The 23,960-nt window shown below is 27.2% G+C and carries 22 protein-coding genes, 1 tRNA gene and 1 other annotated feature; of the genes, 2 read left to right on the top strand and 21 right to left on the bottom strand.

The window, feature by feature from the left end; translation table 11 throughout:
- The first annotated feature begins 263 nt into the window (after positions 1-263).
- Positions 264-1,916 (top strand): aspartate 4-decarboxylase, encoded by a 1,653-nt coding sequence (gene aspD / locus CSBG_RS04310; protein WP_008677390.1) that lies wholly within the window; start codon positions 264-266, stop codon positions 1,914-1,916.
- 157 nt (positions 1,917-2,073) lie between these two features.
- On the opposite strand, the gene CSBG_RS04305 is transcribed toward aspD, so the two are convergent.
- The 14 genes from CSBG_RS04305 to CSBG_RS04245 all read right to left on the bottom strand — a co-directional run bounded on the left by CSBG_RS04305 (position 2,074) and on the right by CSBG_RS04245 (position 16,164).
- Positions 2,074-2,253 (bottom strand): hypothetical protein, encoded by a 180-nt coding sequence (locus tag CSBG_RS04305; protein WP_008677389.1) that lies wholly within the window; start codon positions 2,251-2,253, stop codon positions 2,074-2,076.
- A 330-nt stretch (positions 2,254-2,583) separates the two neighbouring features.
- Complete coding sequence (gene leuA, locus CSBG_RS04300; protein WP_008677388.1) at positions 2,584-4,254, bottom strand: 2-isopropylmalate synthase; 1,671 nt, start codon at positions 4,252-4,254, stop codon at positions 2,584-2,586.
- Between the two features lie 53 nt (positions 4,255-4,307).
- Positions 4,308-4,505: a binding site (T-box leader), on the bottom strand.
- 70 nt (positions 4,506-4,575) lie between these two features.
- Positions 4,576-5,535 (bottom strand): D-2-hydroxyacid dehydrogenase, encoded by a 960-nt coding sequence (locus tag CSBG_RS04295; RefSeq protein ID WP_008677386.1) that lies wholly within the window; start codon positions 5,533-5,535, stop codon positions 4,576-4,578.
- A gap of 13 nt (positions 5,536-5,548) precedes the next feature.
- Complete coding sequence (gene ppaX / locus CSBG_RS04290; protein WP_008677384.1) at positions 5,549-6,181, bottom strand: pyrophosphatase PpaX; 633 nt, start codon at positions 6,179-6,181, stop codon at positions 5,549-5,551.
- Positions 6,182-6,450: 269 nt separating this feature from the next.
- Positions 6,451-7,341 carry a radical SAM protein gene (locus tag CSBG_RS04285; protein WP_008677383.1) on the bottom strand — a complete coding sequence of 297 codons (891 nt, stop codon included), beginning with the start codon at positions 7,339-7,341 and terminating at the stop codon, positions 6,451-6,453.
- Positions 7,342-7,352: 11 nt separating this feature from the next.
- Positions 7,353-8,117 carry an N-acetyltransferase gene (locus CSBG_RS04280; protein WP_008677381.1) on the bottom strand — a complete coding sequence of 255 codons (765 nt, stop codon included), beginning with the start codon at positions 8,115-8,117 and terminating at the stop codon, positions 7,353-7,355.
- Positions 8,117-8,770: a GyrI-like domain-containing protein gene (locus CSBG_RS04275; protein WP_008677379.1), complete on the bottom strand. Its 654-nt coding sequence runs from the start codon at positions 8,768-8,770 to the stop codon at positions 8,117-8,119. Before CSBG_RS04275 ends, CSBG_RS04280 begins: the two co-directional genes overlap by 1 nt.
- Before the next feature lie 56 nt (positions 8,771-8,826).
- Positions 8,827-8,964, bottom strand: a complete 138-nt coding sequence (locus CSBG_RS18190) for a hypothetical protein (RefSeq protein ID WP_008677378.1) — start codon at positions 8,962-8,964, stop codon at positions 8,827-8,829.
- A 113-nt stretch (positions 8,965-9,077) separates the two neighbouring features.
- Entirely contained in the window at positions 9,078-9,974 is an 897-nt protein-coding gene (locus tag CSBG_RS04270) for a YafY family protein (protein ID WP_008677377.1), read from the bottom strand.
- Positions 9,975-10,307: 333 nt separating this feature from the next.
- Positions 10,308-10,393 (bottom strand) — tRNA-Leu (locus tag CSBG_RS04265).
- A 227-nt stretch (positions 10,394-10,620) separates the two neighbouring features.
- Complete coding sequence (locus CSBG_RS04260) at positions 10,621-12,774, bottom strand: YhgE/Pip domain-containing protein (protein WP_035285012.1); 2,154 nt, start codon at positions 12,772-12,774, stop codon at positions 10,621-10,623.
- Positions 12,775-12,976: 202 nt separating this feature from the next.
- Complete coding sequence (locus tag CSBG_RS04255; RefSeq protein ID WP_008677375.1) at positions 12,977-14,116, bottom strand: glycosyl hydrolase family 8; 1,140 nt, start codon at positions 14,114-14,116, stop codon at positions 12,977-12,979.
- A 33-nt stretch (positions 14,117-14,149) separates the two neighbouring features.
- Positions 14,150-14,932, bottom strand: a complete 783-nt coding sequence (locus CSBG_RS04250) for a potassium channel family protein (protein ID WP_008677374.1) — start codon at positions 14,930-14,932, stop codon at positions 14,150-14,152.
- Positions 14,933-15,120: 188 nt separating this feature from the next.
- Positions 15,121-16,164: an aldose epimerase family protein gene (locus CSBG_RS04245; RefSeq protein WP_008677373.1), complete on the bottom strand. Its 1,044-nt coding sequence runs from the start codon at positions 16,162-16,164 to the stop codon at positions 15,121-15,123.
- A gap of 631 nt (positions 16,165-16,795) precedes the next feature.
- On the opposite strand from CSBG_RS04245, the gene CSBG_RS04240 reads away from it, so the two are divergent.
- Complete coding sequence (locus tag CSBG_RS04240) at positions 16,796-17,197, top strand: bacteriohemerythrin (RefSeq protein ID WP_008677371.1); 402 nt, start codon at positions 16,796-16,798, stop codon at positions 17,195-17,197.
- A 53-nt stretch (positions 17,198-17,250) separates the two neighbouring features.
- Here the strand turns inward: CSBG_RS04240 and CSBG_RS04235 are convergent, their stop codons facing one another.
- From CSBG_RS04235 to CSBG_RS04210, 7 genes are all read right to left on the bottom strand, one after another.
- The gene (locus CSBG_RS04235; protein WP_008677369.1) at positions 17,251-17,589 is read right to left on the bottom strand and encodes a DUF1653 domain-containing protein; all 339 of its coding nucleotides are present in this window, start codon (positions 17,587-17,589) and stop codon (positions 17,251-17,253) included.
- Positions 17,590-17,599: 10 nt separating this feature from the next.
- A complete protein-coding gene (locus tag CSBG_RS04230) occupies positions 17,600-18,643 on the bottom strand; it encodes an NADH:flavin oxidoreductase/NADH oxidase (protein ID WP_008677367.1) in 1,044 nt (347 codons plus the stop codon).
- 358 nt (positions 18,644-19,001) lie between these two features.
- A complete protein-coding gene (locus CSBG_RS04225; protein ID WP_008677365.1) occupies positions 19,002-20,144 on the bottom strand; it encodes a glycerate kinase in 1,143 nt (380 codons plus the stop codon).
- A gap of 1 nt (position 20,145) precedes the next feature.
- A complete protein-coding gene (locus CSBG_RS18460) occupies positions 20,146-20,304 on the bottom strand; it encodes a hypothetical protein (RefSeq protein WP_198007863.1) in 159 nt (52 codons plus the stop codon).
- Positions 20,305-20,307: 3 nt separating this feature from the next.
- Complete coding sequence (locus tag CSBG_RS04220; RefSeq protein WP_198007862.1) at positions 20,308-20,880, bottom strand: ChbG/HpnK family deacetylase; 573 nt, start codon at positions 20,878-20,880, stop codon at positions 20,308-20,310.
- Positions 20,881-20,984: 104 nt separating this feature from the next.
- Positions 20,985-22,313 (bottom strand): 6-phospho-alpha-glucosidase, encoded by a 1,329-nt coding sequence (locus tag CSBG_RS04215; RefSeq protein ID WP_008677362.1) that lies wholly within the window; start codon positions 22,311-22,313, stop codon positions 20,985-20,987.
- A gap of 26 nt (positions 22,314-22,339) precedes the next feature.
- On the bottom strand, positions 22,340-23,938 hold the full coding sequence (locus tag CSBG_RS04210; RefSeq protein WP_008677361.1) for a PTS transporter subunit EIIC: 1,599 nt from the start codon (positions 23,936-23,938) through the stop codon (positions 22,340-22,342).
- Positions 23,939-23,960 lie beyond the last annotated feature (22 nt).

Below are 23,960 nucleotides of genomic sequence, written 5' to 3'. Positions count from 1 at the left end.
TATATACGCTTATATTAAAAACTTCAACCATTCATTATATTAATTATAAAATATCTACTTAATAATTTTTAATTTTATAATTATAAATATTTAACATATTAATAATTTTATATCTTTTATGACTTATATATTTTAATTAATTAACATTTTTTGAATCTTTTATTTCACTAATTATATTTTTTGCAAGAATTCCTTGATTTTTTGTAGTGGGGTTATATACTATTAATAGGAATTAATAGTATATTTGAAAAGGAGTACCCATAATGGATATAACATTAACAAAGGAACACTTATCAAACCTTTATGGTAAAATAAGTCCTTTCGAATTTAAAGATAAATTAATAGAATTAGCTAATCTTAATAAGGAAAAATTTAATGGAAATATTTTAGATGCTGGCAGAGGTAACCCTAACTGGACTTCCTCAACTCCTAGACAAGCATTTTTCACTCTTGGACAATTTGCAGTTTTAGAATGCCAAAGAAATTTATGCATAGATGATTTAGCTGGTATGGTCAGCAAAAGTAGAATTTATGAAAGATTTTTAGATTATTATAATAAAAATACTAATTTACTTGGAATTAATTTATTGAAAGAAATAATAGATTATTGTATAAAAGAATTTAATTTTAATCCAGATGATTTTCTATTTGAAATTACTGATGGAATTATTGGTGATAACTATCCAGTTCCAGATAGAATGCTTATACATATAGAAAAGATAGTTAATAAATATTTACTAAAAGAATTATGTTGCGATACTAAATTTAATAACAAATTTGACGTTTTTGCTGTAGAAGGCGGAACTGCTGCAATGTGTTATATATTTGATTCTTTAACATCAAACAAGCTATTAAATAAAGGTGATAAAATTGCTTTAATGACACCTATTTTTACACCTTATCTAGAAATTCCTCACTTACCTAACTATAATTTTGAAGTTGTAAGAATTCATGCCAATGAATTAGATGAAAATAATAATCCAACTTGGCAATATCCAATTGAGGAACTAGAAAAACTTAAAGATACTGACATAAAAGCACTATTTATTGTTAATCCAAACAATCCTGCTTCAATAGCATTAAGTGATAAATGTAAAAATGATTTAATTAATATAGTTAAAAACTACAATCCGAATTTAATGATAATAACTGATGATGTTTATTGTACATTTGTAGATAATTTTAAATCTATAATTGCTCACTTACCATATAACACTATAGGTGTATACTCTTTATCAAAATACTTTGGTGTTACAGGCTGGAGACTTGGTGCAATCTTTCTAAATGAAAATAATGTATTTAATAATCTTTTATTCAATCTTTCACCTGATGATAAAGTTGAGATAAATAAAAGATATAAACATATGTCATCTAGCCCTAGTGATATAAAATTTATTGATAGATTGGTAGCAGATAGTAGACAAGTTGCTCTTAATCATACTGCTGGTTTATCAACTCCACAGCAAGTTCAAATGGCTTTATTCTGTGGATTTGCTCTTGTTGATAGTAGTAATAAATATAAAAATCTTACTATTGAAATATGTAAAAGACGTAAAGCTCTATTATTCGAAGGCATGCAATTAGATATTATAGAAAACCATAATGATGCTTCTTATTATACTGAATTAAATATAATTGATTGGGCAAGAAATAAATTTAACGAAGATTTTTCTAACTATATATTATCGAATTATACTCCATTTGACATATTATATGATTTAGCTAAAAAGTATTCTGTAATTTTATTAAACGGAGATGGATTTGCTTCATCTGAATGGTCCTTAAGAGTTTCACTAGCAAATCTTAATGATAATTGCTACTATATCATTGGTAAAGTTTTAAGAAAAATTCTTGATGACTTACTTAGAGAATGGCAAGAAAATAAATGGTCAGAAGAAAAGGCTGAGAATCTATAAAGCTATTTAATACTTTCATATTCAAAAACCACACAAAAAAGGTCGAGTTTATGCTCGATCTTTTCTAGTTTGTAATATATTAAAGTTGTTTATTATCATAGCCTTCGATAAAAATATTATCTTAATCTTACTTTTATGATACATATTTTATTGGAAATCATTTTTTGAAAAAATATTTATAGACAGTTGTAGTAGCTAATAAAATTGATGCGATAGTTAAGAACACATTAAAAATAACAGTTATTTCTCTATATGTGCAAAAAATTATTATTTGTATTACAAAAAAAATTATCGCTAACTTATATCCTAATTTTTCTATTTTCTTTTTAGTTACCATATAACTCCTCCCATTTAAATATAAATAGAGAATAATTTAATACTCTTGCGAAATGCTTATTTAATATTATAACAACACAATTTTCAAATATATTCAATTTGATTTTTCTGATTTATTCACATAAAAAATCACATTAAAGTTCACAACATTAATAAATTTATTAACGCTGCGAACTTGTTTTTAATTTACATGTGTTTTTTATAAAAAATAGCATTAAAACTAGTTAAATAGTTACTTTATAACTATTTGAATTTTAATGCTAAATTTAATGTGATTTTAAATTTTCAACCTAAAATTTGAGCTCGCTAAAATACTCTAATATCTAATTTTCTAATTTCTATAAAGTCTATTTATAGCACTAAATACTGCTTTTATTGATGCTATAGTTATATTACTATCTACCCCTACTCCAAAAGTAACCTTAGAATTATCTAACCTTTTCATCTCAACATAAGCAGCTGCTTTAGCCTCTGATCCTTCTCCTAAAGAATGTTCTCCATAATCCAATATTGTAGTTTCTACTAAATTACTTTTAATTAATGCTTTCTTTAATGAATCTATTGGTCCATTTCCTTCTGCTATAAGGCTTTTTTCTTCTCCATTAAATAAGAAAGTAACACTTATTTTAGTATTTTGACATTCAATGTTTATACTATCACTATCTTCTATCTTAAGCTTTAATAATTTAAATGGTCCTACAACATCTAAATACTCTTCTTTAAATTTCTCCATAATCACCATTGGTGATATTTCTCCACACTTTTCTGTTACCTTTTGTATTATAGCTCCAAACTCTTTATGCATATTCTTAGGCATCTTATACCCAAAATGGCTTTCTAAAACGAAGGCTACTCCACCTTTTCCTGATTGACTATTTATTCTTACTAAGGCTTCATATTCTCTTCCTAAATCACTAGGATCTATAGGTAAATATGGAACTTCCCAAATATCATTATTTCTCTCTAGATACTTTTTCATGCCTTTATTTATTGCATCTTGATGAGAACCTGAAAACGCAGTAAATACTAGTTCTCCTGCATAAGGATGCCTTATATGAACAGGTATTTTGCAACACTTCTCATATACATCTATTATTTTATTTATATTATCTAATTGAAGCTTAGGATCTATTCCATGAGAAAACATATTATATGCTAAATTTAATATATCTACATTTCCTGTTCTTTCTCCATTTCCAAACAAAGTTCCTTCAATTCTATCTGCTCCTGCTAACATTGCAAGCTCTGCAGTAGCAACGCCAGTCCCCCTATCATTATGTGGGTGCACACTCAAAATTATTCTATTTCTATTTCTAAAATTTTTAACCATCCATTCTATTTGATCTGCAAATACATTAGGTGTATCCATTTCTACTGTAGATGGTAAATTTATTATTACTTTATTTTCATTAGTAGCTTCCCATGCATCTAATACAGCTTCACATACTTCAAGAGCATAATCAACTTCTGTACCTGTAAAGCTCTCTGGTGAGTATTCTAAATATAATTTCCCATTAAAAGACTTAGCGTGCTCCTTAACTAATTTTGTTCCATCTACTGCTATAGATTTTATTTCATCCTTACTCATATTAAATACAACATCTCTTTGTAATATAGATGTGGAATTATATATATGAACTATGGCCTCTTTTACTCCTTCTAACGCTTCAAATGTCTTTTGTATTAAATGTGGCCTAGCTTGTGTTAAAACTTGAATCTTTACCCCTACAGGAATCAAGTTATTTTCTACTAATGTTCTTAAAAAGTCAAACTCTATTTGAGATGCTGATGGAAAACCAACTTCTATTTCTTTAAATCCTAATTCTATTAAAAGATTAAACATCTTTAGTTTTTCTTCTACTGTCATTGGATTAATCAATGCTTGGTTTCCATCTCTTAAATCAACACTACACCATATCGGTGCTTTTTTAATTTCATTATCTGGCCATGTTCTTTCCTTTAGCTTAATTGTTTGAAATCTTTTATACTTCTTATAATTCATTTAAATGCCCCCTTATATATATGGAAAGTTAAAAACCGCATAAACCTACTCCTAATTGGAGCGATTTACGCGGTACCATCCAAGTTTTAACTTAATTGAAATAACGGCATAACTTTACCGACAAAACCTACTTCCCCATTCAGTTTTGTAGCTCCTGAGCGAGTTCAAAAGCGATAATATGCGGGCTCTCACCATATCCCTACTCTCTTTAACATCTCTTACTTTCTACTACTCTCATTCTAAGCTTTTCAATATTGAGTTAATTAGTAATATACTATAACCAAAACCTTTTGTCAAATATTTCTAAATAATTTATTAATCTTATAATTCAACTCTTCCTCTTATTTCACCATTATAAAAGGCTTTAATATTATTAATTACTTCTTCAAATAATCTCACTCTTGCTTCTACACTTGCCCAAGCAATATGTGGTGTTACAACTAAATTTTCTTTATTTCTTATAGATATTAATGGGTTATCTTCTTTAATAGGCTCTACTTCAAATACATCTAAAGCAGCACCAGCAATAAGTTCTTCATCTAATGCTTTTGCTAAATCTGCTTCAACTACTATTGGCCCTCTCCCCATATTAACTAATATAGATGACTTTTTCATATTCTTAAGTGCATCATAGTTAATTAAACCTTGCGTATCTTTGTTTAAAGGAGCATGAATAGAAATTATATCTGATTGATCTAATAATGCCTTAAAATCTACTCTCTTATATTCACTATTTGAATTTTTTCCTGAAGTAGAATAATAAATTACATTAACTCCAAATACTTCTGCTATTTTAGCCACTTTTTTTCCTATTGCTCCAAAGCCTATAATTCCCCATGTTTTACCCTCTAGTTCATAAAAAGGCTTACTTACATTAGTGAAAAGACCTGACTTAGCATAATCTCCAGATTTAACATAATTATCATAATAAGATAATTTATCATATAAAGATAATACTGTTGCAAATGTATGTTGAGCTACTGTATTTGTTGAATATCCTGCAACATTTGTAACTGCAATATTATTGTTCTTTGCATATACTATATCAATATTATTAAAACCTGTAGCAGTTTCACATATAAGTTCTAAATTTTTAGCTTCTTTTAAATTATTTTCATTTAATACTACTTTATTAGTTAAAACTATATTAGCATCTTTTATTCTTTCTACTACCTCTTCTGGTTTTGTAGTATCATAATAAGCTAATTCCCCAAATTCTCTTAATTTATCAAAGTCTAGTTCTCCTAAAGTTTTTCCATCTAAAATTACTATTTTCTTCATTTTACCCTCCTAGTTATAATAAATTTAAAATATCTATTGGTTTATCTATAAAACAATCTGGCTCAGATTCTTTTAATTTATCCATTCCTATAAAAGTATAACTCACTGCACAAGTCTTACATCCTGCTGATTTTCCACAATATATATCATAATGACTATCTCCAACCATAATAGCTTCATTTGGTTCTATTCCTAATTCACTACATGCTTTAAGTGCTGGGCCTGGATTTGGTTTATGAAGTTCTGTTGATTCTGGAGTTATAATTATATCCATAAAATCATATACTCCTGCTATCTTCATTCCTCTTATAGCAAGCTCAGCTCTTTTAGATGTTACTATACCTATTTTAATTTTCTTTTCTTTAAGGCTAGTTAAAAGCTCTTTAACTCCATCAAAAGCAAAGCACATAGTATCATGTATTGCCTCATTATATTCTCTATAATAGGCTACTAAATCTGCAACATCTTCTTCCTTAGCATGCTTTTTAAATGGATCTCCTAATGGTCTTCCAAAAAAGTCTACTATTTCTTCTCTTTTTAATTCCATTCCTAGTTTATCTTTAAAAGTTTTATCAAATGAATTATAAATTAATTCGTTTGTATCTAATAATGTTCCATCTAAATCAAATAATACTGCCTTAATCATATTTCTCCTCCTGAAAGTGAAGCTTTTCATCATATGCTAATAAACTTTATACTAATAATAACATATAAAAGATGCTTGTACAAAATTAACTCCATGAAATTAAGCCCAAATAGATAATATGTAAATTTTCTTATTTCCCCATTTCTATGAACATTTATATAAGCCTTCATATTCCCAGTTGAAATAGAAAACTATAAAAGACTAACCTTTTTACAGTTTACTAAAAAATAAATAAAAGATACCCAAATTAAGGTATCTCTATTTTATAATTATATATTAAATAAGCTTAGTTGCTCATTACTATATCCATTTTTGTAACCATCAATTATATCATTCATTTTATAAAGCAACCCAAATCTTTCACATTCATTCTTAAATGTTTTATATAAAATTCTAGCATTAGGACTATTACACATATAATCATTACTAAAACTTTTCATATATTTTTCTTTTATCTTAGGAAAAGATTTATCTATTATATCAAAAAAGTGCTCTCTTTGATTAGATCTTAAAGTAACTCCAAAGGCAGGATATATAAATTTAGCCCCATTTTCTTTTGCTAGTCTTATAATACTAACTATATTTTCTTGTGTATCATTAATAAATGGCAAAATAGGCATTAGTAAAATTCCCGTATAAATATCATTCTCCGATAATCTTTTTACTGCTTCAAACCTCTTAGATGTAACTACAACATTTGGTTCAATCTTTCTACACAAATCATCTTCTGCTGTTGTAATTGTAATTTTACAAAGTACTGGTGAATGTTTTTTAATTCTTGTTAAAATATCAATATCTCTTACAATTAAATCACTTTTTGTTGCAATTGCTACTCCAAACCCATTATTATCAATGCTTTCTAATGCACTGCGTGTTAAAGAAAACATCTTCTCAAATGGATTATAAGGATCACTCATAGCCCCTGTTCCAACAACGCCTTTTTTCCTTTTGGATTTCAATTCTCTTCTTATTATATCTGAAGAATTTTCCTTAACTTTAACTATATCAAAATTTTCTATACCATAGCACTCACTTCTACTATCACAATATATACATCCATGATTACAACCCTTATAAATATTCATATTATAATTAATTCCAAACCAATTATTACTTTCTCTATATCCAGATATAATACTTTTTGCGACTATATAATCCATATATAACTCTCCTAAATAATCCCCTTTTCAATAATAAATTTATTAAACTTGCTTTCTGATAATATTTCATTTGTTATAAATTCTCCATTATAAAATAAACTATAAGTCGTAAAAGGACATGGAGAATTTTGTGCTTGCTCTTTAGTTTGAAACTTAATTACCTTTATATCTATTCCTTTTTCCTTCGAAATCTTCCTTATTAAATTAACATATTTGCTTGTATGAGGACATTGATCAGAATAATATATTATTAGTCCATTTTCATCACTTCTTCCACGCTTTGCATAGTTTTTAAATTTAGGCACGTTATATTCATCTGAAAATGGTAAATATAATAACTCATAGTAAGGATCAGCAGTATCACATACTTTAAAACCTTTGTATTTTAGATATTCTGGATCTGATAAAAATGGCATTTTCCTTTTTGATGAAAGAGCTATAATCCCTTTCTTTCCCTTACTCTTTGAATTATCAATACATTCATTTAATAATCTATTAGCATACCCTTTTCCCTTAAACTTTCCAGATACCCAAAAACAATTTATAAACATATAATTATTACCTTCAATAGGTACCCATGCATTTTCTATTGGAATATATTCAATAAATGCTTTCCCTCTCACATTTATTTTATTAAATATTAACCCATCATTAAATCTTTCTTTTAACCATTCCTTTTTTAAATAAACTCCACAATCACCTTTTTTATCTGATAAAGAACAACAAATATGTTCACAATTAATATTGTTATAATTTAATGTTATAACTTCCTCCATTACTCCCTCCTAACCGGGTGTCTTATAACAGTTTTCATCTTTTCTTTATTAACTCTTCTAGGATCTGACAAATATATTTCATGGTGCCCCCTTACACTTCCCTTTTCATAAACACTTCCTATATCATTAATCAAGTTATTTTCTAATATAAATTTGTCGATTTTTTCAATAGTTACGTGTTCTTGATCAAATGGTCCTATATGCATACATTGAACACATAATCCTTCATCAAATACTTCTAATCTTGCTTTAGATACATCAATATGAGGCTTTTTCTTTTTAAGTTCATCACAAGCAAAATCGAATATTTCCTTTGTTACAAATTCAGGTTGGCGTATCATAGAAGTCCAAATATATTTATTCTTTTTGCTAAAATCCATATCATCATCTTCTAACCACCATAGACCTTCAAGGGGTGGTACAACATAATCAAAATAGTCCTCTATTTCATTTCTTATCTTTTTATTCATCTTTATTGTATAAGACAAAGCATATAATAACTCAACAGCAGCCTGATATTCTCCATCTTTATCATTTGGATTTCCTTTTCCATCTACCATTATAAATGTCATTGCAGGTACTGTTATTTCCATAGGTTGTGTTTTGGGTAAATATAAGTCTTTAGACTCTTTTTTATAATCTAATTTATCCATTATAACTCTCCCTTTATTTTCATCGTATACTTAAGCAAAAAATTTTCTCAAAAATTTTATAATATACTTTCTAAGTATTCTTTAAAGCTCATTGATAGGCTAATTTTGTTTTCTAAACCACTTTCACCTTTGCTTAATAAATTTTCAACAATCATGGCACCTATTTGTCCTGTTGCCCCTAAAATTATATTCATGATTTACCTCCAATTATATAAATAATCTATAGATTAGAAGTTAGAAATAAACTTCTATAATTAATAACTATAGCTATATTATATAAATATTAATATGACACCACTATGTCATATTAATATTTTTTTAGAGCATACATCAGTTTCTTTTTTATTTCATCTCTTATATTCAAAGGCTCAAGAACTTCTATATATTCTCCAAAGGACATTAGATATCCAAATAGCCAATCCCCTGATGGAAAATCTAAATTGACTATAAAATCACCATTATCATCTAAAGAATAATTATGGAACTCATCATATATTCTAAATGCTAGCTTCTTATCTATCCTTAATTTAAGGTGTATTAATTCATTATAATATCCCGTATCTTCTTCTGAAAATATTTTATTAGGAACCGTTCTATTAAAATTTTCTAAAATTATATTTATATTACTCATTCTTGTAAGCTTAAAAAATCTATTATCCTCTCTTTCTCTACAGTAAGCATACAAGTACCATCCCTGCCCCTTAAAAACTAGTTTTAATGGTTCAACAATTCTCTCTAATAATTTTCCATTTGAATTAAAATACTCAAAGGATATTAAATTTTTATTTATTATAGAATTCTTTATAGTTGTAAATTTTTCTCCTAAAGTATTATTTTTATCCCAATTTGAAAAATCAACTTCAATCCAGTTTTCATTATCTCCTCCTAAAAATGAACTTAGTTTAGATAATACTCCATTAAATTCACTTTTATTAACAGCATTAAGACCTTGCATAGCTGCTAGTATTTCCTTCTTTTCTTCTTGTGATAAAATTGCTTTATTTAATATAAAATCTGATAAAAGACTTATCCCGCCACCTTTTCCTTTAGTCATATAAATTGGAACTCCAGACTGCGATAAATCTTCTATATCTCTATAAATAGTTCTTTGGGACACTTCAAAATGTTCAGCTAATTCCTTTGCTGTGACATTCTTTTTATCTAGTAAAATATATATTATTTCAAATAGCCTATTTCCTTTCATATTCTTCACCCAAACTTAATTTATTAATAATAAAAAAGACTACACTCTATAATCACTTAGTAGAAATGTAGTCTAGAAACGTCACTTTTTATTTCTCTTATATTAAATATTGTCCTATATAACAAATAATATAATCAAATTTATATAGTAAACTCTTTACTTTTATATAATACTTATGAATTACTCTTAGATTTTACAACCAGTATCCAAATTAATTTGTCTTAGCAAATCCATAAATATGATCTCCTTTCATAAAAAAGTATATCAAGAAAGGAATCTCTATACCCGTTAATTCCTGTACGGGTTTAATCGGATTTAAATATTTATTTTGTTTGGTGCAGATGGCGGGACTTGAACCCGCACGAGGAATTCCCCGTCACCCCCTCAAGATGATGCGTCTGCCATTCCGCCACATCTGCACAATATATATTATATTGTAATTTATATAATATAACTTTTCAATAATTTATTAAAATTATAAATTTATAAATTTATAAATTTATAAAATCATTATATAATTATATAAGCCTACATAAATATAAAACCATGTATAACAAAATATTAACTACCTTTTTATACATGGTTGTTTATTTATAAAGTACTGTAAATAAGTTTAAAGTAATAATTATTTATTTTTTAGCTCCTGTTAATGACCTACTAATCCACTTTCATTTAGTTTATCAATAAACTTTTTGCTAATCTTATTTATAGGCCCTTTAAGAAATAATCCTATTATTATAGATATTACTCCATAAATAACTATCATAGTTATATCTCTAGTTAAATTTGATTTTACAATTCCTGCTACAGCTTCTCTCATTGCTGAAATAGAATATGTAAATGGTAAAAATGGATTTACTTTTTTAAAGAAACTAGGCATCACTTCAACAGGAAAAGTTCCTCCTGCTCCAGCAACTTGTATTACTAATAATATAACTGCAATCGCCTTTCCTACATTTCCAAATATAGAAACTAAAGTATAAACTATTAATATAAATACTAAGCTACTTAAAATACTTATTCCTATAAATAACCATTTATTCAATACGTAACATTTTAATAAATATATATCACCTAAACTTAGTATTAAAGATTGACATATTCCTATAAATGCAAAGGTTAAAAACTTTCCAAAATATTTTTCATAAGGCTTAAAATTTACTTCTTCATTAAATCCATATGGATTTGTTGTTAATAAAGAAACTAAAATTAACGCTCCTACCCATAAAGCAAGTGTTGAATAAAATGGAGACATTGCTGAACCATAATTAGGAATAGAAAATAAAATTTCTTCTTTTATTTCTACTGGGCTACCTAAAAAGTCACTTATTGCCTGCCAATCATTCTTCAGTAAACTTAATATTTTATTTATTTCTTCCTCATTATTTATAGAAGACAATTTTGAAGATATATTAGCTAAACTTGATTTTATAGTTGGCATTTCTTCTTTAAGCTTTCCTATATCTTCTCTTCCTACTTTAAGCCCTTTATCTAATTTTTCTAATAAACTTGCTATATCAGGAATAGAACTTGTGGCTTCTCCAACTAGTTTAATACTATTATCAGCAATTATATTCATTTGATCAATTGCTTTATTGATGGCAGGAATATATTGTGAATCATAATTATTTAAAATATTAGTAATTATATTTTTATTACTTGTTACTAAATCCTTAATTTGTTGAAGCCTATTTTTATCAATTGGCTTATTATTAGATACTAAATTTTGAATGTCTTTTATAATACTATTAATTGATTGTAATTTTGAACTTGCTAAATTTAAATCATTTATTACAGCTTTTAAGTTATCATTAAACTTTGATAGTGGATCTAAAACTTTTATTATATTACTAATCTTATCGTTAACTTCAGTAATATGTAAGCTTACATTATCAAGGCCCTTTATTATTGCATCCTTATCAATATTAATATTTATCAATCCATCAATAGCATCTTCTACTCCACTAAGAGCATTTTTTATAAATTCCAAATCATCCCTTATTACTGGAGCAACTTCTTTTAAACCTTCTTTAGACTTTTCTATTGCATTTTTAGTGTCTGCTAATAAATCATTGCTAGTATTTAATGTATCTTGCAATAAAGGTAAATTATCTTTTACTTTATTAACTAAATCATCAGCCTTAGCACTACCATCATATGCTTGATTTATTATATTTTCTATTTCTGGCATTCTACTATTAATGCTTATTACACCATTAATCAATCTTAATATTTTATCTCTTGAGCCTTCAAGGCTAACTCCAGCTTCATTTAATATTTTAAAGATAGTTCCGTCTACAGTTTCAATTATATTAGTATCAACTTGAGATTTTATTGTAGTTACACCTTTATCAGTTATCTTAGGTGCAATAGCATTGCTTTTTTGATTTACCTTATACATTAAAGTAGGTCTTTTTATTTCCTTACCCATTATAGATAATGTTTCTTCCGTAAAGTTTTCAGGTATTACTATAGTTGCATAATACCTTCCTTTTTCTACGCCTTGATTGCCCTCTTCTTCGCTAACAAAATTCCATCCGAGGCTACTATTTTCCTTAAGTTTATTTACTAATTCATCCCCTACATTTAAGGTTTTATCCTTAAGGCTACCACCTCTATCTTTATTTACTATAGCTACTTTTATTCCTCCTGTATTTCCGTACGGATCCCAACTAGCTCTAATATTAAACCATGCATATAAAGATGGTAATATCATAAGTCCAACAATAATTACTAATGCAACCCAGTTAGTTGTTATGCTTTTTATATCTCTTGAAAATATTCTAAATATATTCTTCATTTGTAACCCTCCAATAATATCCTCTGCAACTAGTTCTATTTTTCTCATATTGCATTTAAATTATTATATAAGTGTAAATAAAGATTTTCTTATTTAGTTAAAATATCATCAAACATTAATACCTAAATAAAGTTATAATCTTATTCCTAATATAAAAATCAAATAATATTATGGATTTATACTTAAGAATATACTGCAAAGTTTATCTATTAAACCCTCTTCTAAAGGCTAATAAAGCATTTAAATTATCATAAGAATACACATCCTCTGTCTTTTCATTACCAAAAGATCCATATATATTACTTTTTTCATTTATTACTTGAAAGTTTTTCATTTTATTAATTGCCATATTATAAAGTTCCTCATCATTTATAACCTTTGCTATTTGAGCTATATTTGCATAAATTGATGTAGATTCAATTTTACTTTCATCCAAAGTATTTATATTGTAAGATGTCGATATGTATCCAATATACTTCAATCTTTCTTTAATCCAATCTACACTTTTACTTATATCTTCATTGACTTCAGCCTTATTAAGAATAACTAAAATAGATAGTAGAGTATCGATATTTTCTTCATTATCAAAGATTTCTATATTTCCATCATAATACTTTCTATATAAAGGTAATTCATCACTAATATATCCATTATTAATAATTTCAAGTGATTTAGTATATACATCATTCCATTTATCATCGAATAAAGAGAATAATTTTAATGCATATAAATCCAAATAACATAATGTAGTTACATTACTTTTGCCATACCCATCATGAAAATCTATTAATCTATTTTCTTGAATTAAATTTTTATAAATTCCATTTGATATTTTTATTCCATAATACCTATATTTCAAATTATCGAATTCTTCTGCTCCTATTATTAAAGCTCTTGCTATTCTTAAATCATCTATAGTTGCAGAAACATCTGAGCTTTTATTATTTTCTATTCTCCAGCTTATAAGCCCATTTTTTAAAAACATATTTTCCTTTATGTATTTAAATGAATCATTAAATTTCTCTTGATCATTTTTATATAAACAATAATTTAACATCATTCCTTGAGATTCTGATAAAATATCATGTCCTTTTGTTAAATCCCCTTCTGTAGATATATTATTGTAATTGGTATATATCCCACCATATTCATCCATTAATTTTTCATTTATAAACTTATTTAATATTTCTTCTTCTTTAGTTACTTCTTCCATTGAAACAACTGAATTTATTTCAATATTTTTTATATATTTAAACAAATATATATAACTTAAATAAATACAGCTTATTACAAATAATAATAGTACTATTATAGTAATAATTTGTTTATTAGTTTTTTTCATATCTTTTTTCTCCTTAATAAATGTTTTTTAATACTATTTCTTTTTTTCTGATTTTAAAGTCTTTAATGTTTTATATATATTATCCAATTCAGAATCGGATAAAGAATCTAAATTATCTATTTTGTACTTAATGAAATCTATAGTTTCAGTCTTAAAATCTTTTTTTCTTTTCTTTTTTCCATCATTATTTATTATATAAGCAGCTATAGTACTTGTCGTTACCCCTATAAACCCTATACCAAAAACCATTAAGAAAATTGCAACCACTCTACCTAAGTTAGTAGTAAGTAAAACATCACCATATCCAACTGTAGTAAATGTGACAAAACTCCACCAAATTGCATCAGCAAAGCTCATATTTTCTAGTAAAGAAATAATTACAGCTCCTATTATTATTATAATAGTTGTTAAAATCAACATGTAATTAAACTTATTTAATCTTACTGCTTCTTTTATTTTATTTTTAAACTTAATTACTAAAATTATCAATAATGTAACTTTAAATAATTTTAATAATAACTTTATATCTATAGTAACTCCTATATTTAAAGCATAAACTAATTTTCCCATACCAATAATGGGTATTACGGAGATTAAATCTATAATATTTTTAAATAAAAATTTAATTTTATTTATAGATAAAACTAATCTTAATATATAGTCTATAAGAAATATACAACAAATTATTAAATTTATATAGTAAAAGCTTTCTATTACACTAATTGGAAGTTTATACATAAGATCTAATATTATCATTATTGCACTCATTAGCGATAATAAACCAATAAATATATCATAAGCTAATCTCTTTTGCATATAAATACCTCTCCACAGTTATCTACTTATATTTTATATAGTAACTTTAGAAAAAATGATATTTAAGAAAAATATAACTAAAAAAGTTAAATAAGCTACTTATGTCCTAAATTGTTTTTTGCATATTACCAAAACAAAACATATATAATAAGCAAAAAGGCAATACATTAATAGCATTGCCTTTTTGTTTATATAATAGAAAATTTATATATTGTTTCTTTATCGTATTCTTCACCTTTTCTTAAAATAGAGTATTTAACAAAAATATTATCTTCTCCTATAGGTGGACATTGTGTTTCTATAGCTAATGCATCTCTTCTTGCCGGCTTTTTACCACACTCTAAAAGTTCATCATCTGGGAAATTAAGTGAGTATAGTACTACACTATTTTGATTTGTATAAACGTCCATTTGTCTACCAGATGCTTTATGATACAATTTAAGTTTTATATCATTTCCTCCATTTAGAATCCATGGATGATCGTATCCTTGTCCAATTTTAAGCTGATAGTCATCCTCTTCTATATCTCTTCCTATTGTCTTAGGATTTGTAAAATCAAATGGAGTTCCTTCTATATTTATAATTTCTCCAGTTGGAACTGAGTTTTCATTAAGCTCAATTAAAAAATCGCTATCTATATATAGGTAATGGCTCAGTATATCTTCCTTACAATTTCCACTCAAATTGAAATAACTGTGATTTGTTAAATTAACCAAAGTATCTTCATCACTTATTGCTTTATATGATATTTTAAATTCATTATCTTCTGTAATGGTATACCTTACAGTTAAATTTAAGTTACCAGGATATCCTTCTTCCCCTGATGGACTTAAGTAATAAAATTCAACAAATGCTTCATTTTCATTAGCATTTGTTTTTACCTCTAATAATTTCTTATTAAATCCAATATCTCCTCCATGTCCTTGATTCAACCCGTAATTTTTGTTAAATGATAAAACGTTACCATTTAATAAAACTTTACCCTCTGCTATTCTACCAGAAGTTCTCCCTATTAAAGCTCCATAATAAGAAGGATTTTCCTCATATACATTTAAATCTTTGTATTTCATAATTACATTTTCGATTATTCCATCTTTATCTGGTACTAATAAATCAGTTAATATAGCTCCATAATTTAATACATTTATTCCAAATCCTTTTGAATTCCTTAAATTATAGCTTTCAATAGTTTTTCCCTTAAACTCACCAACTAACACTTTTAAAATTTCCATAGTTTCACTCCTAAAACTTATTTAAATATTTTATTATGCTATATTTCATTTGTTATTTTATATATTTATTGCTTAATTTAAAATATTAATAATTTATTTCTATACCTATTTTTATTACCATATTGATAATATATACCCATAAAATAGAAGAGTCAATTAGTTAATTAAATTTTTAGTAAAATTTCTATATTTTTTTATTATTTTTTACTTCTTTAAAAAACAATATAATATTTAGCAATAATATAACATGTTACTATAAATGTATTTTTTATATAGTAAATTATTACTATATTTTATATTATGTATATTAAATTTGTATTATTAATTAAATTATATAAAAACTATTACATATCATTAATTCACCCTACTTCATAACTTCTTTGTCATGTTTTTCTTTTATTATTGTACATTTAATTTCCACATATTATAATAAAATTATATATTATTCAAGTCATACTAAAATTATAAACTTCCACTAAATATTTAACATAAACTTGAATGATTAACATAAAAAAATTAAAATATATGTTTCAATTTTATACATTATTTAAATGACATAATCTTTTATAACTAAAATCATACTTTATATCATTTTTTAATTGAATCATATATATTATACTGGGGGTATAATATGGGATCTTGGTCTGAAAACTTTTCTGTAAACATAGAAGTTATCGATAATCAACATAAAGAATTATTCGATATCCTTGATAGTTGCTATGAGCTATTACTTAAAAACCATGATGATGATAAATATGATAAGATAATAGCAATTTTAGAGCAACTAAAAGATTATACTATCTATCACTTTAAAACTGAGGAAGAATTTATGCGTAAAAATGGATATTCTAAATTCTTATCTCATAAATTTGCTCATGATTCATTTATAGATCAAATTAATTGTTTTGATATCTATTCAATAGATATCGATCAAAAGCAGTATATCAACAATATACTGGATGTTGTTTCTAACTGGATTAAAATGCATATACTAGAAACAGATAAAAATATACATAAATATCTAAATTTGTAACAAAAAAATAACTGATAGTAATTTTATTATTATTACTATCAGTTATTTTTTAATTAATATTTAAGTAATTCAAATCTGTATTCTTGCTTTACTTCTGGATATTTCCCTCTATCTACTTCACTTAAAAACATTTCAATGGGCCTTGCATATATTCCCTTATCATCATAAAGTGCCTTATATAATACCAATTCCCTTGAGTAATTTTCTAAGTGAAAATATAAATTTTCCTTTTTATAAATATCTATTGTTGAATTTAATTCGGTATGAAAAGCTTGTAGTACCTCGCTATCATTAAGTATATTTTTATCTTCTTGAATATTACTAACTCCCATAACGGCATAATAATTATTTTTAAAATGCTTATAAATAGCTGGATATTTTAAATCTCTCATGTCATTCCCCTTATTTATTTTGAATATTTCTTGGAAAGCCCAACTTATATTGTTTAGGTAAATCAGTTTTCTTATTCAATTTTACAGCGGCTTGTAATGCCCAGTATGGATTTCTAAACATAGCTCTTCCAATTGCTACAAGATCAGCTTCTTCATTACCTATTACAGCATTTGCAAGCTCTGGTTCATCTAACTTTCCAACTGCAATTACCTCTGTGTTTAATGCTTCTTTTATAGCTTTTGCATATGGAACTTGATAAGCTGCATGAGTACCTGGTCTTCCTGCGGCTGCTATTGGACCTTCTCCACCTGCACTTATATGGAACATATCTGCACCTGCTTTTTGATATGCCTTAGCAAGTTCTATTCCTTTTTCTATTCCATATCCACCTTCAACATACTCTCTTCCCGAAATACGCATTATTAGAGGCATATCTTCTGGCATTTCATTTTTAGCTGCTTTTATAACTTCTGATCCAAACTTTGTTAAATCTTTTCCATACTCATCACTTCTTTTATTTGTTAATGGAGAATGGAATTGATGTATTAAGTATCCATGTGCTCCGTGAATTTCTATAGCGTCAAATCCAGCTTTAACGGCACGTCTAACAGCTAATCTAAACTTTTCTATCATTTTCTTTACTTCTTCTGTAGATAATTCTCTAGGAGTTTTACTTGAATGATCAAATGGTATTGCTGAAGGAGCAACAGGAATTTCAGCATCTTCTGCTTTCCTACCAGCATGAGCAATTTGAACCGCAACCTTTGCTCCATATTTATGACATTCATCTATAATTCTTTTTAATGGTTCTATTTGATCATCACACCATAATCCTAAATCATAATCAGTAATACGTCCATCTGGTTCAACATCTGTCATTTCTACTATTATTAAACCTGTTCCACCTATTGCTCTACTTACATAATGCATATAATGCCACTCTGTTGCTATTCCATCTTTATTTTCAACTGAGTATTGGCACATTGGTGGCATAACTATTCTATTTTTTAATTCTAAGCCCTTTATTTTATAGGGCGTAAATAAATCTTTCATCTAAAATTCACCTTTCTTTATTACTTAATATATATTTAGTATAGAAAATATGCCTTAATAAAACAAGTAGGCACTTTTATGTTAGTATAGCACTATTTACTATTCTACAATATTCTTTAAGGGTGTTCGCGAATTTTATTTGTTTATAGTAGATTAGTCGTAGATTTTATCTTGTTTTAACCTAGCTAATATATCTCTTAATTTATATTTATGCTTCTTTAGTGCTTGCTTTTATATTTAAGTTCATAAACTGTCATTCCATCTACTCCATGGCTAGCTTTATTTGATTTTTCTGCGAAATAGGAACATATACATAAAACATCAGATTCAAATCTGATGTTTTCTAAAAATTTTCTATTTATTGTAATAGTTTTAAAATTATTCTTCCTATGTTTTCACTACTCTTTACTAATGATTTATACCCATCAGCAATTGCCCGCTCTAAAGTTTTAGGCTTATCTTGTATAGAAAATATACTTGTTATTCCTATATCATACAAATCATCTATATCATCTTCAACACAACCTGCAAGTACTATCATTATTTTATTAGTATTTTTTACCCTTTTTGCAATTCCAGAAATCGTTTTTCCATACTTTGTTTGATTATCTATAGATCCTTCCCCAGTAATTATAATATCACATGATTCTAACTTCTCTTCAAAATTGCTTAACTCTAAAATAATATCTATTCCAGAGCTCATTTTTCCATTTAAAAGATAAAATGCACCTCCAAGCCCTCCCGCTGCTCCAGCTCCAGGTATATTAGAAATATCAATATTACATTTTTCCATTAGTTTATTAACATAATTCATCATTCCAAGTTCTAAAATATCGACTTCTTCATCTGTCGCTCCCTTTTGCCTTGCAAAGACATGAGTAGCTCCATTTTTTCCTATAATAGGATTATTTACATCGCAAGCAATAATAAACTCACTCTTATGCAATCTTTCATCCAATTTATCTAAACTAATATCATATATATTAATCAACTCTCCACCTATTGGATTTATATCATTACCCCTATTGTCAACAAATCTCGCTCCAAGATATTGTAACATTCCAACTCCACCATCATTAGTTCCTGAACCACCTAGACCTATAATAAACTTTCTATATCCCTCATCTAATAAAAATGAAATTACTTCCCAAACCACTCTTGAGCTTGTTATTATAGGAGTTCTTATATTTTTATCTAACATTTCAATACCACAACAACTTGCTACATCTAATATTGCTGTTTTATTTTCCTTTAAAACTCCATATTTAACTTCCATAACCTCACCCATTTGACCTATGCAAGTTAAAGTCTTCATTTCTCCATTGCAATTAGAGGTTATTACTGATGCAGTTCCTTCTCCACCATCTGCCATTGAAATTTTAATAATCTCTATATTTTTAATTGACTTTTTTAAACCCTCACTAATTGCATCACAAACTTCCGGTGATGTTAAGCTTCCCTTAAAAGAATCAGGTGCTATAAGAAACCTCAATTTCTCCATGCTATTTCCTCACATCATTATATGTAATTAAATTCACATTATTTTTTTTTATTAAATTTTTTATTACATCAGAGGTCAAGAATTCAACTTCATTAGTTCTTTGAACATTATATGATGAGTTATTATTTAAACTATAGTCTACGTATCCTGGATGTGTCATTATTTAAACATATTCATTTTTGATTATATCTTCAAAAAACTCTACTATATAATCTAATGTAGGTTTTGCATTATAATTTCTATAATTAATAAACTCTACATGATTATATGCTTCAATATCAAAGTTCCTCATTGGTATATCATTTTCTAAAGCAAGCTCAGAAGCTATTTTCCTCATTAGTGGTACTTTATCAGTACTAAATAAATGTGAGTCTAAATGAGATGGTTTTTTACCTACAATATTTAAATACTTTTCATACTGCGCTCTCACTTCAGCTCTTAATTCATCTTCATTGTACAAATATTCTTTATGTAAACTATCCGGTTTCATAAAATATCCATTTTCATCAACTAAAGTTTCTCCATCGGTTAATGGTTTTCCTAGCGATATATTTAAATGTAGTCCTACTGAAAGTTCTGGATTTTCTTTCATAAGCTCAACTGCATGCATTGTTCCACTCATAGTAACCATCAATGTTGTCGATGTTAATACTCCATTTTTATACGCATCTATTATTCCATAATTTACTCCATTGCTATATCCAAAATCATCTGCATTTAATATTAAGTTCGACATAAAAAACCTCCATTATATACTAAACTTTTATATGCTAAATTTTATTTTATATTTATAGTAAATCAGTGATGCATACTCCATCACCAATTTACTATATGATGTATTTACTTTAACTCTGGCCAATATCCTTTATTTACTTCTATTAATCTATCTAATATTTTTCTTGCCTTTTTAGCATCAACAATAGTTCTATTTAAAGTAAGTGCTTGCAATGCCTTTGTATAACTTCCTTCTTCAAAGGCCTCTACGGTTAATTTTTCATAAGCATATTGATTTTCTAGTAATCCCTTATAGAATGTATCTATTTCCCCTACATGGAATGGTATTACTCCTCTATTTCCAAGAATACATGCTACCTCTACAATTGCATCACTTGGTAAATTAGGAATTATTCCATTATTCTCAACCATTACAATATAAATTTTATTCTTATTATTGTGTATTGTATCAGCAATTTCTACTATCATTTCTCCATGTGCATCATTGTGTACTACATTACTTCCTATGGTTGTGCCAACTTTAACAGCTTCTCTACACTCTTTAAAAACTCTTCTCTCTCTTCCATTTATAACTTCATTTGCACGGGTATATTTAGGATCCAATTTACTTGCTTTATATTCAGGATATAAATAGTATTGTACATAAGTACTTGGTACATACTCTGGGAAATCTCTAACCATATCTTCAACAAGTGCATAAGTATCTAACCATGATTTCTCTCTTTGCTCAGCATCTTTTGGCGCAAATCCCCCATTTAATATTAACTTTTTTAATTTTGGAAGTAAATCTTCGCCACTCTCATCGTATATTTTAGTGAACCAACCAAAATGATTTAATCCAAAATATGATGGTTGAATTTGAGCCTCATTTATACCTAATATTTTTGCCATTGATGTTATCATATTGATTGGCTGATCACAAATGTTTAATATTCTCTTATCATCTCTAAAAGCTCTAGTTAATCCATATGCTACTATAGCAGCTGGATTAGTATAGTTTAATATCCAAGCATTTTTGCTATACTTTCTTATATCCTTAACCATTTCTATCATATCTCTTAAAGATCTAATTCCATAAGCAAATCCCCCTGCACCACAAGTCTCTTGACCTACAACACCTTCTTCTAATGGTATTTTTTCATCAAGCTCTCTCATTTTATATCCACCTGTTCTTATCTGGCAGAAAATATAATCCACATCTTTATATGCAACTTCTTTATTCGTTGTATGAATAAAGTTCACATCTGGACATAACTCTTTAAATAAAAGCTTTCCAAATTCCCCAATAGGTGCTTGACGTTCTTCATCTATATCATAAAGCACTATTTCTTTTAGCGAAAGTGAATTAGTATATTTTGTTATTGCCTTTAATATTCCTGGAGTCCATGTTGAACCCCCTCCTACTATTGTAATTTTTGTTCCACTATTAATCATATCTATTCCTCCATTTACTACTTTTATTAGCTAACTATATTTAAATAAGACTTTACTTCACTTGAAATTTGGTCAACCTTTAACCCATAAACTATTTGAATATTTTCTTTAGTTGGTCTTACAAACCCTGACGCTCCTGTTTGCTTTAAAATATTCTCATTAATAAGTTCTGATTTATCTACAACTACTCTTAATCTTGTCATACAGTTTTCTACACTAACTATATTATTTTTTCCTCCTAGGGCATCTACTATGGTTTTTGCTAATGTAGTTGCTCCTTTACTTTCCGTTAATGTAGACTCTACATCTGAATCATCATCTTCTCTTCCTGGCGTCATTATATTATACTTTCTTATTAAATATTTAAATCCGAAATAATAAATTAAAGCCATTACAATACCAATTAATATTATAAAATACCACTTTGTATCTGTTCCTCTTAAAAGTCCAAATACAGTAAAATCAATTAATCCTGCTTGTACTCCACCTACTGCAACCCCTAAGATATCTGTTAACATAAACCCTAATCCATACATAACTACATGGAAAATGAATAATATTGGTGAAATAAACATAAATGTAAACTCTAATGGTTCTGTAATACCTGTTAATATAGATGCGGCTACTCCAGCAACTATTAAAGCTTTAACTTTCTTTCTATTCTTATCTTTAGAACATTTAATCATAGCCAATCCCGCTGCTGGTAGTCCGAACATAACTGATATCATATGTCCTTGTCCAACATATCTTGCACCAATTTTAACAACCTCATTTCCTACACCAGATGTTGATCCTATAGCCGAATTAAATATATTTAATGCTCCTACTACCGTTTCCCCATCTATTGTTGCTGTTCCCCCTATCGGGGTAAATCTTACTATTTGATTTAAAATATGATGTAGTCCTGTTGGAATTAGTAATCTATTAACTGATCCATAAATATATGGCCCAAATGGTCCTGCTGTTTCAATTCCTTTACCTAATCCTGAAATTATAGAATCAACTATTGGCCATGCATAATAAGAAACTAGACCTATTACTGGAATTACTACTAATGTAATTAAAGGTACGAATCTTTTTCCTCCAAAGAAATTAATTGAACTTGGTAATTGTATTTTATAAAATTTATTGTGTAAGAATGTCACTACAAGACCTACAATAATCCCTGCAAATACATTCATTCTATAAGTAAAGTATCCTAAAACTGTTTCGTATTTTGCATTTACTATACTTGCATCTATTTGTGATAATCCTTGATTCCCCATAAGGTACTTTACTGATGTGGTTTCAGCTGTTAATCCATCTAACCCTAATAAATAATTTAATGTTAAATGAAAAACTAAAAAACCTATTAACGCTGAAAAGGCTGCTGTTGCTTTTTCTTCTTTTGCCATTCCTAAAGAAATTGAAATTGCAAAAAATACTGGAAGGTTTCCAAAAACTAATCCTGATAACTTCCTAATAAATCCAATAAAATTTTGTACACCATCTAAACTTGCGAATGTTTCTCCTACTATTGCACTATCTTGTAAAGCTGCTGCTAATCCTAAAAATATCCCTGCTGCTGCTATAGTTGAAATAGGTAGCAATAAAGATTTACCAAACTTTTGCATAAAACTTTTCATTTTATTCTCCCCCTTAATATTT

Source organism: Clostridium sp. 7_2_43FAA, from assembly GCF_000158375.2.
GTDB classification, from domain to species: Bacteria; Bacillota; Clostridia; order Clostridiales; family Clostridiaceae; genus Clostridium; species Clostridium tertium.
The sequence above is the reverse complement of the archived record's forward strand: the minus strand, read 5'-3'. Positions and strand labels throughout refer to the sequence as shown.

Excerpts from the sequence above, each read along its gene's own strand:
- CSBG_RS04220 (WP_198007862.1), bottom strand. The coding sequence starts at position 20,880 with ATGTCGAACTTAATATTAAATGCAGATGATTTTGGATATAGCAATGGA.
- CSBG_RS18460 (WP_198007863.1), bottom strand. The coding sequence starts at position 20,304 with ATGACACATCCAGGATACGTAGACTATAGTTTAAATAATAACTCATCA.
- aspD (WP_008677390.1), top strand. The coding sequence starts at position 264 with ATGGATATAACATTAACAAAGGAACACTTATCAAACCTTTATGGTAAA.
- CSBG_RS04245 (WP_008677373.1), bottom strand. The coding sequence starts at position 16,164 with ATGGAAATTTTAAAAGTGTTAGTTGGTGAGTTTAAGGGAAAAACTATT.
- ppaX (WP_008677384.1), bottom strand. The coding sequence starts at position 6,181 with ATGATTAAGGCAGTATTATTTGATTTAGATGGAACATTATTAGATACA.
- CSBG_RS04230 (WP_008677367.1), bottom strand. The coding sequence starts at position 18,643 with ATGAAAGATTTATTTACGCCCTATAAAATAAAGGGCTTAGAATTAAAA.
- CSBG_RS04285 (WP_008677383.1), bottom strand. The coding sequence starts at position 7,341 with ATGGATTATATAGTCGCAAAAAGTATTATATCTGGATATAGAGAAAGT.
- CSBG_RS18190 (WP_008677378.1), bottom strand. The coding sequence starts at position 8,964 with ATGAATATAATTTTAGGGGCAACAGGACAAATAGGTGCCATGATTGTT.
- CSBG_RS04295 (WP_008677386.1), bottom strand. The coding sequence starts at position 5,535 with ATGAAGAAAATAGTAATTTTAGATGGAAAAACTTTAGGAGAACTAGAC.
- CSBG_RS04240 (WP_008677371.1), top strand. The coding sequence starts at position 16,796 with ATGGGATCTTGGTCTGAAAACTTTTCTGTAAACATAGAAGTTATCGAT.
- CSBG_RS04270 (WP_008677377.1), bottom strand. The coding sequence starts at position 9,974 with ATGAAAGGAAATAGGCTATTTGAAATAATATATATTTTACTAGATAAA.
- CSBG_RS04235 (WP_008677369.1), bottom strand. The coding sequence starts at position 17,589 with ATGAGAGATTTAAAATATCCAGCTATTTATAAGCATTTTAAAAATAAT.
- CSBG_RS04225 (WP_008677365.1), bottom strand. The coding sequence starts at position 20,144 with ATGGAGAAATTGAGGTTTCTTATAGCACCTGATTCTTTTAAGGGAAGC.
- CSBG_RS04305 (WP_008677389.1), bottom strand. The coding sequence starts at position 2,253 with ATGGTAACTAAAAAGAAAATAGAAAAATTAGGATATAAGTTAGCGATA.
- leuA (WP_008677388.1), bottom strand. The coding sequence starts at position 4,254 with ATGAATTATAAGAAGTATAAAAGATTTCAAACAATTAAGCTAAAGGAA.
- CSBG_RS04275 (WP_008677379.1), bottom strand. The coding sequence starts at position 8,770 with ATGGATAAATTAGATTATAAAAAAGAGTCTAAAGACTTATATTTACCC.
- CSBG_RS04210 (WP_008677361.1), bottom strand. The coding sequence starts at position 23,938 with ATGAAAAGTTTTATGCAAAAGTTTGGTAAATCTTTATTGCTACCTATT.
- CSBG_RS04280 (WP_008677381.1), bottom strand. The coding sequence starts at position 8,117 with ATGGAGGAAGTTATAACATTAAATTATAACAATATTAATTGTGAACAT.
- CSBG_RS04250 (WP_008677374.1), bottom strand. The coding sequence starts at position 14,932 with ATGCAAAAGAGATTAGCTTATGATATATTTATTGGTTTATTATCGCTA.
- CSBG_RS04255 (WP_008677375.1), bottom strand. The coding sequence starts at position 14,116 with ATGAAAAAAACTAATAAACAAATTATTACTATAATAGTACTATTATTA.
- CSBG_RS04215 (WP_008677362.1), bottom strand. The coding sequence starts at position 22,313 with ATGATTAATAGTGGAACAAAAATTACAATAGTAGGAGGGGGTTCAACA.
- CSBG_RS04260 (WP_035285012.1), bottom strand. The coding sequence starts at position 12,774 with ATGAAGAATATATTTAGAATATTTTCAAGAGATATAAAAAGCATAACA.